The 12,810-nt window shown below is 63.3% G+C and carries 10 protein-coding genes; 4 read left to right on the forward strand and 6 right to left on the reverse strand.

Translation table 11 applies throughout. From position 1 onward, the window contains the following. Positions 1–177: 177 nt before the first annotated feature. Genes mgrA through HX830_RS30110 form a run of 3 tightly spaced genes read right to left on the reverse strand, consistent with a single transcriptional unit; the run spans position 178 to position 4,877 of the window. A complete protein-coding gene (mgrA, locus tag HX830_RS30100) occupies positions 178–1,215 on the reverse strand; it encodes an L-glyceraldehyde 3-phosphate reductase (RefSeq protein WP_152741700.1) in 1,038 nt (345 codons plus the stop codon). A 38-nt stretch (positions 1,216–1,253) separates the two neighbouring features. Continuing rightward, the gene (locus HX830_RS30105; RefSeq protein WP_177104318.1) at positions 1,254–2,582 is read right to left on the reverse strand and encodes an LLM class flavin-dependent oxidoreductase; all 1,329 of its coding nucleotides are present in this window, start codon (positions 2,580–2,582) and stop codon (positions 1,254–1,256) included. A 45-nt stretch (positions 2,583–2,627) separates the two neighbouring features. Then, a complete protein-coding gene (locus tag HX830_RS30110) occupies positions 2,628–4,877 on the reverse strand; it encodes a TonB-dependent receptor (protein WP_177104320.1) in 2,250 nt (749 codons plus the stop codon). Between the two features lie 207 nt (positions 4,878–5,084). On the opposite strand from HX830_RS30110, the gene HX830_RS30115 reads away from it, so the two are divergent. Then, positions 5,085–6,128 carry a LacI family DNA-binding transcriptional regulator gene (locus HX830_RS30115; protein WP_177104322.1) on the forward strand — a complete coding sequence of 348 codons (1,044 nt, stop codon included), beginning with the start codon at positions 5,085–5,087 and terminating at the stop codon, positions 6,126–6,128. Positions 6,129–6,130: 2 nt separating this feature from the next. On the opposite strand, the gene HX830_RS30120 is transcribed toward HX830_RS30115, so the two are convergent. Beyond that, positions 6,131–7,021: a LysR family transcriptional regulator gene (locus HX830_RS30120; RefSeq protein ID WP_177104324.1), complete on the reverse strand. Its 891-nt coding sequence runs from the start codon at positions 7,019–7,021 to the stop codon at positions 6,131–6,133. A 125-nt stretch (positions 7,022–7,146) separates the two neighbouring features. Between HX830_RS30120 and HX830_RS30125 the strand changes: the two genes are divergently transcribed. The 3 genes from HX830_RS30125 (at position 7,147) to HX830_RS30135 (ending at position 9,360) form a co-directional block, all read left to right on the forward strand. Continuing rightward, entirely contained in the window at positions 7,147–7,887 is a 741-nt protein-coding gene (locus HX830_RS30125; RefSeq protein WP_177104329.1) for an SDR family oxidoreductase, read from the forward strand. A gap of 75 nt (positions 7,888–7,962) precedes the next feature. After that, positions 7,963–8,859 (forward strand): SDR family oxidoreductase, encoded by an 897-nt coding sequence (locus tag HX830_RS30130; RefSeq protein ID WP_177104331.1) that lies wholly within the window; start codon positions 7,963–7,965, stop codon positions 8,857–8,859. A gap of 243 nt (positions 8,860–9,102) precedes the next feature. Further along, positions 9,103–9,360, forward strand: a complete 258-nt coding sequence (locus tag HX830_RS30135; RefSeq protein WP_103499052.1) for a hypothetical protein — start codon at positions 9,103–9,105, stop codon at positions 9,358–9,360. Positions 9,361–9,369: 9 nt separating this feature from the next. On the opposite strand, the gene betT is transcribed toward HX830_RS30135, so the two are convergent. Together betT and epsC are read right to left on the reverse strand one after the other, a co-directional pair. Beyond that, complete coding sequence (betT, locus tag HX830_RS30140; protein WP_177104488.1) at positions 9,370–11,325, reverse strand: choline transporter BetT; 1,956 nt, start codon at positions 11,323–11,325, stop codon at positions 9,370–9,372. Between the two features lie 390 nt (positions 11,326–11,715). Then, complete coding sequence (gene epsC, locus HX830_RS30145; RefSeq protein ID WP_177104333.1) at positions 11,716–12,645, reverse strand: serine O-acetyltransferase EpsC; 930 nt, start codon at positions 12,643–12,645, stop codon at positions 11,716–11,718. Positions 12,646–12,810: the final 165 nt, after the last annotated feature.

Consider the following 12,810-nt stretch of genomic DNA (forward strand, 5'->3'; position numbering starts at 1 on the left):
TATGCCCCGATATCCCTGTAGGAGCCGGCTTGCTGGCGATAAGGCCAGTGGGCCTTGCATCGCCTGACCGGACGCCATCGCCAGCAAGCCGGCCCCCACAGGTTTTACGCCGTACTCAAGATTTGAGTACGACTCGAACATTGTGGGAGCGGAGCTTGCCCGCGAAGGGGCCAGTGATCACTCCGCCGTCGACGGTTTCTCCCACAAATTGATCCCGCCTTCCTGGGCAAAGCGATCGATCTCCGCCAGTTCTTCCTGGGTGAAACTCAGGTTCTTCAGCGCACCGACGTTCTCGATGATCTGCTCCGGCCGGCTGGCGCCGATCAGGGCCGAGGTCACCCGTGGATCGCGCAAGGTCCAGGCCAAGGCCAATTGCGCCAGGCTCTGGCCACGACGCTGGGCGATCTCGTTCAACGCCCGCACGTGGGCGATATTCGCCTCGGACAAGTGCGAGGCCTGCAACGAACCACCGCCCGGACGGTTGACCCGCGCATCCTTCGGCACGCCATTGAGGTATTTATCGGTCAGCAGACCTTGCGCCAATGGGGTAAAGGCAATCACCCCGGTACCCAGCTCGTCGACGGTGTCCAGCAGGTCCTTTTCCACCCAGCGATTGAGCAGGTTATAGGCCGGTTGGTGAATCAGCAGCGGGACTTTCCATTCTTTCAGCAGCGCGGCGATCTCGCGGGTTTTCACCCCGGAATACGACGAGATGCCGATATACAGCGCCTTGCCCTGCTGCACGGCGGTAGCCAGTGCGCTGGCGGTTTCTTCCAGCGGGGTGTCCGGGTCGAAGCGGTGCGAATAGAAGATATCCACATAGTCCAGGCCCAGGCGTTGCAGGCTCTGGTCTAGGCTGGCGAGTACGTATTTGCGCGAGCCGCCACCCTGGCCGTAAGGGCCGGGCCACATGTCCCAGCCGGCTTTGCTGGAGATGATCAGCTCGTCGCGGTACTGCTTGAAGTCTTCGCGCAGCAGGCGGCCGAAGTTGATCTCGGCGCTGCCGTAGGGCGGGCCGTAGTTGTTCGCCAGGTCGAAGTGGTTGATGCCCAGGTCGAAGGCGGTGCGCAACAGGGCGCGCTGGGTGTCGATCGGCGTGCTGTCGCCGAAGTTGTGCCACAGGCCCAGGGACAGCGCCGGCAGCACCAGCCCGCTGCGTCCGACGCGGCGGTAGGGAATGGAGTCGTAGCGGTTTTCGGCAGCTTGGTAAGTCATCGAATCCTCTCTCGTTTGGCAGTCAATACAAGTTGTCGCTATAAAAATCGGTTGGCCGGCCGCGCCAGCCCCAGGTGCTCGCGCAGCGTCTTGCCTTGGTACTCTGTTCTGAACAGCCCGCGGCGTTGCAGTTCCGGAACGACGCCAGCGGCAAAGTCTTCCAGCCCGTCCGGCAGATGCGGCACCAGCACGTTGAAGCCGTCCGCCGCCCCGTGTTCGAACCAGGCCTGCAGCTCGTCGGCAATCTGCGTCGGCGTGCCGATCAGGCTGTAGTGCCCACGTCCGCCAGCGATGCGCCGTCCCAGTTGCGCCAGCGTCAGGTTTTCCGCGCCGGCCAGTTCGGTCAACAGTTGCTGACGGCTTTGCTGGCCGCTTTCGGTCAACGGCAGCTCCGGCAGTGGCCCGTCCAGCGGGTATCCAGACAGATCGAAGTTGCCCAGCATACGCCCAAGTAGCGCGACGCCAACTTCGGGTTCGACCCATTGCTGAAACGATTCATATTTTTCCTGGGCCTCGGCCTCGCTCTGGCCGACCACGACAAAGACCCCCGGCATGATTTTCAGTGAGTCGGTCGAACGTCCGAACTTTGCCAGGCGGCCTTTGAGATCGGCATAAAACGCCTGGGCCTTGCTCAACGACGTCTGCGCGGTGAACACCACTTCGGCGGTTTGCGCCGCCAGATCACGGCCGAGCTCCGAGGCGCCGGCCTGGACGATCACCGGCTGGCCCTGGGGCGAGCGGGCGACGTTCAGCGGGCCCTTGACCTTGAAGTGTTCGCCGCTGTGATTCAACACATGCAACCGGGCCGGGTCGTAGTACTGGCCGCTGGATTTGTCGCGGGTAAAGGCGTCGTCTTCCCAGCTGTCCCACAGCCCTGTGACCACCTGGTGAAATTCCCGCGCCCGGCTGTAGCGTTCGGCGTGGCCGATATGTTCGGCGCGCCCGAAGTTCAGGGCCTCGGCGGCGTTGTCCGAGGTCACCAGGTTCCAGCCGGCGCGCCCGCCGGACAGATGATCCAGCGAAGCGAACTTGCGGGCCACATGGTACGGCTCGTTGTAGCTGGTGGTGGCGGTGGCGATCAGGCCGATGTGATCGGTCACCGCGCTTAACGCCGACAGCAAGGTCAGCGGTTCGAAGTGTTCCGAGCGGGCCATGCGGCTGGCGATTTCGGCGCTGGGCGCGGCGACGCTGTCAGCGACGAACAGGGCATCGAACTTCGCCGCCTCGGCGACGCGGGCCAGGTGTTTGTAGTGGGCGAAATCCAGCCCGGCATTGGCCGGCACATCCGGGTGGCGCCAGGCTGCGACGTGGTGCCCGGTGGCCATCAGGAAGGCGCCGAGTTTCAGCTGGCGCGGGGTGTGGGTCATGACAGAGTCCTTGGCGATCTATTGAGGGTTGGTGCACGCAACGGCTCAAAAATCCTTGCGCAACTGGATGCCGAAGTAGCGCTGGTCATCCCGTGGCACGGCGCGGTAGATGTAGTTGCCGCCGCTGGCCAGCAAGGGTGAATAGGATTTGTCGGCGAGGTTTTTCCCCAGCAGAGCGACCCGCCAGCCCTGGCTGTAATCGGCCAGGGCAATGCTTGCGTTCCAGATCCCATAGGCGCCTTGCACGGTGTCGGGGTTCTGGCTGATGTCGTACTGCACCTGGCTCTGCCAACTGAAGTCGGTACCCAGTTCGACATCCAGGCCGTTATCCAGCGGAATGCTGTAGTCGGCGCGCACGTAGCTCTTCCAGTCCGGGCTGAACGGCAGCGGCTTGCCGTTGACGTTGCAGCTGGCCGCCGCCCCCGGCGGGCAGGAGAATTCGTCGATCCGCGCCTTGGTGTAGGCCAGTGCACCGGAGAACTTGAGGTTACGGGTGGCCTGCAAGGCGTAATCGGCTTCCACGCCTTCGGTGCTGACGCTGCCGGCGTTGATCAGGCGCGTCACCACTTGCCCGGCGACGGTGTCGAAGAAGTTCGCCTGGTAGTTGCTGTAGTCGCTGTGGAACACCGCCAGGTTGGTGGTCAGGCGATTGTTCCAGCTGGTGGCCTTGATCCCGGCTTCCCAGGTGTTGGAGGTTTCCGGTTTCAGCGCGTCGGTGTCCCGTGGCTGCATATTGAAGAACACGTTGTAGGCCGGGCCTTTGTAGCCGCGCGAATAGGTCAGGTAGGTGGTCACCGCATCGCTCAGGTCGTACTGCACGCCGAGACGCCCGGACCAACCGTCTTCGGCCACCGAACCGCTGCTGCTGGTGGCGGGCTGGATGCCGCTGACGGTGGTGGCGGAGGTGGAGACCCGACGATGGTCGTAGGACAGGTCGTCGTGGGTCCAGCGCAGGCCGGCGATGCCGCGAAATGCCGAAGTGAAGTTGAGGGTGGTTTCGCCGAACGCCGAGTAGCTGTCGCTGGTGGTGCCGTAGTGGGCGACGCCGCGATTGACGCTGCCGGGCGCGGTCAGGGTGCGTTGATAGGTTTCTTCGTCCTTGCCATGCAGGTAGAACAGGCCGCCGACGTATTCCAGGAATTGGCCCTTGGGCGAGGCCAGGCGCAGTTCCTGGGAGTATTGGTTGAAGTCCAGCGCGCCCTGGTCGGCGGTGCCGGGGAAGGCGGCCGTGATGGTGCTCAGGCGATCGGCGTCCTGGTACTGGTGGTTGCTCCAGCCGCGCCAGGCGGTGATCGAGGTCAGGGTGTAGTCGCCCAGGTTCCAGTCCAACTGGCCGGACAGGCCCTTGTTGATATCGTCGACCTCGGTGCGGGTATCGGTGTTGATATCGCGGTTGTCGCTGGAGGCCCGGACCGGGTTCAACGCATTGGCGAAGGCCGGGGTCAGGGACTTGCTGACCACGCCGTTGGGCGCGTTGTCGTGGGACTCCATGTAGTCGGCGGCGAAGGTGAATTTCACGTCTTCGTTGGGGGTGAACTCCAGCTTGCCGCGTACGCCCTTGTGGTTGTAGCCGTTGACTTCCTGGCCGTTGGCCTTGTTCTCGACGTTGCCGTCATAGCTGCCGAACAGGGTGGTCAGCGAGCCTTTCAGGGTCTCGGGGATCAGGCTGCCGCCGATGCCGAAACGGGTGCGGCTTTCGTTGCCGCTGTAGTACGACTGGTCGATATAGCCGTGGGTCTCGGCGGTCGGGGCCTTGGTGACGATGTTCAGCACGCCGGCCGAGGCATTCTTGCCGAACAGCGTGCCTTGCGGGCCGCGCAGCACTTCGATGCGGTCGAGGTCGAGCAGGTCGAGGGTGGCTTGGCCTGGACGGCTGTAGACCACGCCGTCGATCACTGTGGCCACGGTGGGCTCGACCCCCGGCGAGGTGGAAATGGTGCCCACGCCACGGATGAACAGCGAGGTGTCCTTGTTCGAGGCGCCGGTGCGGAAGTTCAGCGTCGGCACTTGCTGGACGATGCTGGCGACGCCGTTGCGACTGTCGCGCTCCAGCTGTTCGCCCTCAACCACCGAGACCGCCACCGGGACTTTCTGCAACGATTCCTCGCGCCGCGTGGCGGTGACGGTGACGGGCTTCAGTGTCGGCTCCTGGTCGCTGCCGGTGTCGGCGGCAAACACCGCGGATGACGGCAGGGCGGCGAGCCCGGCGAGCAGCCAGCCCAGGTGTGGACGACGTGGTGTGGTGGCGCGAATCGACTGCGCCAGTGTGCGTTGAACCCCAAGTGTGTTGTGCATGTGTTGCCCGCTCGAAAAATGGCCCTGAACCGCTGTCGCTCTGCGTCGACGGCGCCTGAAATTTGTCTTGGGGCATTCGCTCGAGCGAGTAGCAGACAAAGCACTTTGTTAGCGCTAACATCACCAGTATCGGAAAGGTCGGCATAGACCGTCCAATACTGAAAAATTACTTTTATATTCCTTTTGGTTTTTTAGAAGGGCCGCACTTTGACTGCTGACAAATCGCCAGGCCGCAAACGTCGGGGCGCCGGACGCGTCACCCTGAGCACGGTGGCCCAGGAGGCCGGGGTCTCGGCGATCACCGTGTCGCGGTATTTCAACAACCCGGAGCAGGTCTCGCCCGAGCGTCGTGAGCGGATCGCGGCGGTGGTCGCGGCCCTCGGTTATGTACCGAATCTGGTGGCCGGCGGCCTGGCCTCGGCGCGGGGGCGGATCGTGGCGATGGTGATCCCGAATATCTCCGGGCCGATTTTCGCCAATACCATTCAGGGTTTCAGCGACACCCTCAGTCGGCATGGCTATCAGTTGCTGCTGGCGTCGAGCTACTTCTCGGCGGAGCAGGAGGAGAGTGCGGTCCGCGCCTTTCTCGGCTGGTCACCGGCGGCCCTGGTGCTGACCAGTCATTTCCATAGTGCGGGCACGGAAAAAATGCTCGCCGAGGCGGATATCCCGGTGATCGAGACCTGGGATTACCAGCCGCAGCGCGAACCGATGCAGATCGGTTTTTCCCACCATGAGGTCGGCGTGACCGCTGCGCGTTACCTGCATCGCAAGGGTTATCGACGGATCGCCTTTGTGCAGAACAGCGCCCCGGGGGACTTCAGCGCCCTGGAGCGTCGAGACGGTTATGCAGCGACCGTTCGGGAGCTGGGGCTGGAGCCCTGGGTGTTTGCCCCGGATGCTGACCTCGCACCGTTCGAGGCCGGCAAGCAGGCGATGCAGGCGCTGATGAGTGGCGCGTCGAAACCGGATGCGATCATCTTCGCCAATGACAACCTGGCCGCCGGTGGCCTGCTGGCCGGGCCGCGGGCGGGGTTGAAGATCCCCGAGGACTGCGCGGTACTGGGCTTCGGTGACTATCCGTTTGCCGAAATGCTCCTGCCGAGCCTGAGCACCATCAAACCGCCGGCCCTGGAGATCGGCGTGCTGGCGGCGACCCGAGTGTTGGAGAGCCTCGGGGTGTTGCCGGTGGACGAGGTGCAACGCTTGAACCTGCTGACCTGCCAGTTGATCGAGCGGGAAAGTGCCTGACTTCAAACGGCCTTGGCGAAAACCTCGCTGATCCAGTCGACGAATACCCGCACCCTTGGCGACATATGCCGGTTCTGTGGGTAGAGCACCGACACCGGCATGGGCGGTGGCGGATGGTTCGGCAGGACTTCCTTGAGCAGACCCTGGCCGATCTGCTCCGCCACCCGGTAATGCGGCACCTGGATCAGCCCCAGCCCGGAAACCGCCGAAGCGGCATAGATCTCGGCGCCGAACACCGATACTCGGCCCGCCAGCGGGACTTCCTGCAACTCACCCGCTTCGGTGAATTCGAACGGGAACAATTTGCCGGTGGTCCTGGAAACGTAGTTCACGCCCTGGTGCCGGCTCAGGTCCGCGAGGTTTTGCGGTTCACCGTATTTGCGCAGGTAGGCCGGGCTGGCGCAGGTCACCTGGCGCAGGTTGGCAACGCGCCGGCCGACCAGCGAGGAGTCGCCGAGATTGCCCGAACGCAGCACGCAGTCCACGCCCTCGCTGATCAGGTCGATAAAGTGGCTGGCCTCGCTCATCGAGATCTCGATATCCGGGTAGCGCTCGAGAAACGCTGGCAGCGCCGGGACCACGAAGTACCTGGCCAGCGTTCCCTGCAAGTCCACCCGCAAACGCCCCTTGGGCGCCACCGAACGGAAGGCCAGTTCGGCTTCTTCCAGCTCCGCCAGCAACTGCACGCAGCGGCGGTAATAAGCCTCGCCATCCAGGGTCGGGCGGACCCGGCGGGTACTACGTTCCAGCAGCCGGGTACCGAGCCAGGCCTCGAACTGATTCAGGGTGTGGGTCAGGGTCGCGCGGGGCAGGTTCAGGTCTTCGGCGGCCAGGGTGAAGCTGCTGCGCTCGTAGATCCGTACAAAAACCTTCATGGCCTTGACCTGGTCCATGGGCGCTCCGTTGCAGTTGATTGTTGGTGATTATTGAACAGTCAAGCCAACTATCGAGCATTTATCACCCTGGGTAAACATGTGAAATTGGCTCCACACCCAATCACTACCCCAGGAGATTCGACATGACTACCCAGACTCAGAAAGTTGCCATCGTCACCGGCGCCTCACGCGGCATCGGTGCCGTCATCGCCCGCAAGCTGGCTTCGGAAGGTTTTGCCGTTGCCATCAACTACGCCAGCAGCGCCACCGAAGCCTCGGCGCTGGCGGTGGAACTGCGTCAGGCCGGTCACCAGGCCATAGCGATCCGGGCTGATGTCGCCAGCTCTGTCGATGTCGCCCGGATGTTCGACGAGACCGAGCAGCAACTGGGCAAGGTCGATGTGCTGATCAACAACGCCGGCATCCTCAAGGTCATGCCCCTGGCCCAGCACAGCGATGATCTGTTCGAACAGACTTTCGCCATCAACACCCGTGGCACCTTCAACACCCTGCGCGAAGCCGCGACGCGGATGAATGACGGTGGCCGTATCGTCAACTTCTCCAGCAGCACCGTGGCCCTGAACATGCCAGGTTATGCGGTGTATATCGCCAGCAAGGCGGCGGTGGAGTCCTTCACCCACGTGTTCTCCAAGGAACTACGCGGTCGCCAGATCACCGTCAACGCGGTGGCCCCCGGCCCGGTGGCGACTGAGTTGTTCCTCCACGGCAAGAGCGAAGAGCAGATCCAGACCTTCGCCAAGATGCCGCCGCTGGAGCGTCTCGGTCAGCCGGAAGATATCGCCAATGTGGTGTCCTTCCTGGTCAGCCCGGCTGCTGGCTGGGTCAACGGCCAGATTCTGCGGGCCAACGGTGGCCTGGTCTGATCAGCGCATCACCCTTTGAATGATCGCCCGGTTCGCGGGCGGTCTTGCTCCCCTGCGAATCCAAGGTGAACCCCCATGAAATCCGTGATCCTGATTACCGGCGCTTCCAGCGGCTTCGGTGCCCTGACCGCCCGCGCCCTGGCCGATGCCGGCCACACCGTCTACGCCAGCATGCGCGAAACCCTCGGTCGTAACGCGCCGCAGGTGGCTGAGGTGCAACGTTATGCCACTGAGCACGCCGTGGACTTGCGCAGTGTCGAGCTGGACGTGGCGTCCAGCGAGTCGGTCGAGGCCGGCGTGGCCCGGATCGTCGCCGACTGTGGGCGGTTGGATGTGGTTATCCACAACGCCGGGCATATGTCCTTTGGGCCTACCGAAGCCTTTACCCCGGAACAATTCGCCCAGCTCTACGACATCAATGTACTGAGCACCCAGCGGGTCAACCGCGCAGCCTTGCCGCAACTGCGCAAGCAGGGTAAAGGTCTGGTGGTGTGGGTGTCCTCCAGCAGTGCTCGCGGTGGTACCCCGCCGTTCCTGGCGCCGTATTTCGCGGCCAAGGCGGCCATGGATTCCCTGGCGGTGTCCTATGCCAGCGAGCTGGTGCGCTGGGGCGTGGAAACCTCGATCGTGGTGCCGGGGGCGTTTACCAAGGGCACCAACCACTTCGTACATTCCGGTTCGCCCGCCGATCAGGCGCGTGTGCTTGAGTACACCGAAGGGCCTTACGCCGGAGTGGCGGAGCAGGCGCTACAAGGTCTGGCGGCACTGGAGCCGGTGGATGCGGATGTGGGTGAGGTGGCCCGGGCGATTGTCGAGATCGTCGATATGCCCCACGGCAGTCGTCCGTTCCGCTGCCATATCGATCCGTCCCAGGATGGCGCCGAAGTGGTCAATGCCATGGCCGATCGGGTGCGCGCGGAGATGTTTCGGCGGATCGGGTTGGAGGATCTGTTGCGGGTCAGTGGCCAGTGAGGGTGTAGGTTTCGATCTACAGTGTTAATAAGGGATGAGCGTAAGCGCCAGTACTGGCCATGCAAGCCTGGAATTCCCACCTGTAGGCGCCGGCTTGCTGGCGATAGCGGTCGATTGGGCGATGCAAGGCTCACTGGCCTCATCGCCAGCAAGCCGGCTCCTACAGGTTTGTATTCACCCTGCACTGGGGCTTGCCCGCGAAGACGGCATAACTGACAACACAGCACCTCGGAGGATCCCCCCATGCACACCGCCATCATCCTCGCCATCGGCCTGATCCTGCTCGGCTGCACGCTGTTCTTCGGTCAGCGCCTGGGCATCAGCCGGCAGATCCTCGGCGCCGGCTTTCTCGGTATGTGGCTGCTGGCGACCATCGTCAACGGCGCCATCGGCGTGATCACCGCCCACCAGAGCCTCCTTTCGGAGTTGATGATCGGGCTGGCGGTGTTCGGCCTGCCGGCCATCGCCATGGCCTTGTTCATGGTGCTGGACCAGACCTGATCCCAGGCTTCAACGGACCAGATGCAGGAACTGCATATGCCGTTCGTACTGGTCGAGGATGTCGTTGATGATCTGCTCCTTGCTGTAGCCCATCAGGTCATAGTCCTGGCTGCCTTCGCGCAGGTGCACTTCGGCGCGGTAGTAGCGGCGGTTGCGCAGTTCCTTGGGGCCCATGCCGCCACGGGCGAAGGACGGCGTGAAGTAGCCGCGCATCTGCACCTGGTAGATGAACGGATGCTGGTCGTCATGGCCGATTTCCAGGCTGACGCTGTCATTCGCCGGGTCCGGCTGCGTGACCACGTTCAGGCCCTTCTCGACAAAAACCGCACTGACTTCCTCGATGGCCGGACGCACCGTCTGGTCGAGGAAGCGATACACCTCGTCCCGCGACGGAAAGTGCACCGCCTGGCTCAGGCGTTGGCGCCAGCCGCTGCGTCGTGAGCTGGACAGCGGCGCGAGGGAGTGCAATTGGGCGATCTGCTTCTGCGACTCCAGGTAGAACGCCTTGTGCAATCCCCACATCATCAACAGCAGGATCAGCGAGAACGGCAGCGAGGTCAGCACCACCGCCGACTTCAGTGCATCGATGCTGCCGGAGAACAGCAGCGCACTGGTGATCAGCGCGGTCATCGCGCCCCAGAACACCCGCAGCCATTTCGGCCCGTCTTCGTCGGCGCTGCCGCCACGGGCGGACAAGGTCGAGAGCACCACGGTGCCGGAGTCGGCCGAGGTGACGAAGAACACGAAACTGATAAACACCGTGATCGCAATCACGGTCCTGCTCCAGGGATAGGTTTCCAGCAGCAGGTACAGGGTCCGCGACGGGTCGTCGATGGCCGACTGGCCGAGGGCGCTCATGCCGTGGTTGAGCACCTGGTCGATGGCGCTGTTGCCGAAGATCGACATCCACGCCAGGGTGAAACCCAGCGGAATCAACAGCACGCCGAAGACGAATTCGCGAATGGTCCGGCCGCGGGAAATCCGCGCGATAAACAGGCCCACGAACGGCGACCAGGCAATCCACCAGGCCCAGTAGAACACCGTCCAGCCACCCAGCCAGTCACTCGGTTTGTCATAGGCGTAGAGATCGAAACTCTTGGTCGGCAGCGCCCCGAGGTAGTCGCCGACGTTCTGGATCAGGGTGTTGAGCAGGTGCTGGGTGGGCCCGGCGAACAGCACGAACAGCAGCAGCGCGCAGGCCAGCAGCATGTTGATGTCGGACATCACCCGCACGCCCTTGTCGACACCGGCGACCGCGACGGCGATGGCCGCGCCCATCATCAGGGTGATCAGCCCGACCTGGATCCACTGGGTATGGGGCACGTGGAACAGGTAGTCCAGGCCCGAGTTCAGGTGCAACACGCCAAAGCCCATGTCGGCGCCGAGGCCGAACACCGTGGCGATAATGCCGAAGCCATCCACGGCATAACCGATGGGCCCGTTGATGCGTTTGCCGATCAGCGGGTAGAGCGCCGAGCGCAGGGCCAGCGGCAGGTTATGCCGGTAGGCGAAATAGGCCAGGGCCATGCCGACGAAGGCGAACACGCCCCAGCCGTGCAGGCCCCAGTGCAGAAACAGGATCTGCATGGCCTGGCGCGCGGCGGCCTGGGTCCCGGCCTCGCCCTGGGGCGGTTGCAGCAGGTGGGTCAGGGGTTCGGAGACGCAGAAGAAGAACAGCGTGATGCTGATCCCGGCGGCGAACAGCATTCCGGCCCAGGACAGATAACTGAACTCGGGTTCGTCGTGGTCGGCACCGAGCTTGATCTTGCCGTAGCCGGACAAGGCGGTGACCACCACGAAGACCAGGTACAGGGTCATCGCCAGCATGTAGTACCAGCCGACCGTATTGGCCGCCCAGTTCTGCGCCGCCAGCAGCCATTGGCCGGCCGCTTCGGGCAGGGACATGACCACCAAACCGAACAGCAGGATAAAGCTCGCGGCGAAGTAGAACACTGGCGGGTTCATGCGGATCAGGCCGCTGGTGGGGAGTGGGGAAGTGCTCATGAAACGGGCACCTCAATGATATGAAACGTGGCTGGACATCTCGGACTCAGCAAAGGCAAGCCTCCTGTTGTGAGCGGGCAGCGAACCGCCGGTTTAACTTGAACGAACGGTCAAGTTAAACACGGATAGGGCGTTCAGGACTAATCGCAGGGCTAGGTGGTGCTTTTCTTACGTGGGCTTTAGGCGGGATGTATGACGCTTGTTATGAGGAAATCGTTCGGGCCTCTTCGCTGGCAAGCCAAGCTCCTACAGGTTTGTTGTCGTACGCGAAATCTAGGTACGACGCAAAACCTGTAGGAGCTTGGCTTGCCAGCGAAGGCGGCCTGACAGGCGATAAAGTTGTGCCTGGACTCAGCGCTGCGTCCCTTCCTCATGCTGCTGCAGATTCGCCTGGGTCAGGTTGCAGCCCGCCGGCACGCTGCGGGTCAGCCAGACATTGCCGCCGATGGTGGCGCCGCGGCCGATGGTGATCCGCCCGAGGATGGTCGCCCCGGCATAGATCACCACGTCGTCCTCGACAATCGGGTGACGCGGATGACCCTTCTGCAACTGCCCGTCCTCGTCCGCCGGGAAGCGCTTGGCGCCCAGGGTCACCGCCTGGTAGATGCGTACCCGTTCGCCGATGATCGCGGTTTCGCCGATCACCACGCCCGTCCCATGGTCGATAAAGAAACTGCCGCCGATCTGCGCCCCGGGATGAATGTCGATGCCGGTGGCCGAGTGGGCAATCTCCGAGCTGATCCGCGCCAGCAACGGCAACCCGGCGCGGTACAGGTGATGGGCCAGGCGATGGTGGATCACCGCGAGAATCCCCGGGTAGCACAGCAACACTTCGTCGACGCTGCGCGCCGCCGGGTCGCCGTGGTAGGCCGCGAGGACATCGGTGTCGAGCAACCGGCGCAGCTCCGGCAGGGCCATGGCGAAGTCCTGGATCAGTTGCACGGCTTTGCTCTGGACCTCGGCGTCCGACTCGCCGCCATGTCGCGCCACGTAACGCAACTCCAGGCGGGCCTGGGCCAGCAAGGCATTGAGGGCGGCATCAAGGGTATGGCCGACGTAGAAGTCCTCGCTTTCCTCACGCAGGTCCACCGGCCCCAGGCGCATGGGAAACAGCGCGCCGCAGAGCGATTCGAGAATCTCGGCCATGGCCTGGCGCGACGGCAGCTCGCGGCCGCCCTGTTCATCGCTGACCCGGCCATTACGGCTGCGCCACTCATCCCGGGCGCTACGCAACTGGCCGACGATGGCCTGTAGTTGCCAATGGCTGGAACGCTCGCTCACGATCAAATCTCCGATGGGACGACCGGCCCATCGGGTCGCCTTAATGACTTCCACTTTACGGCACCGACACAAACGGTAATTAAGAACGAATGGTGCTTTCCTCAGAACTTTCCGACATAAGCGAATGACAGTTGCCTGGGGAAAAGCCGCTGCCTATAGTCCAGG

Origin of the sequence: Pseudomonas gingeri, from assembly GCF_013385425.1 — a bacterium.
GTDB lineage: Bacteria > Pseudomonadota > Gammaproteobacteria > Pseudomonadales > Pseudomonadaceae > Aquipseudomonas > Aquipseudomonas gingeri_D.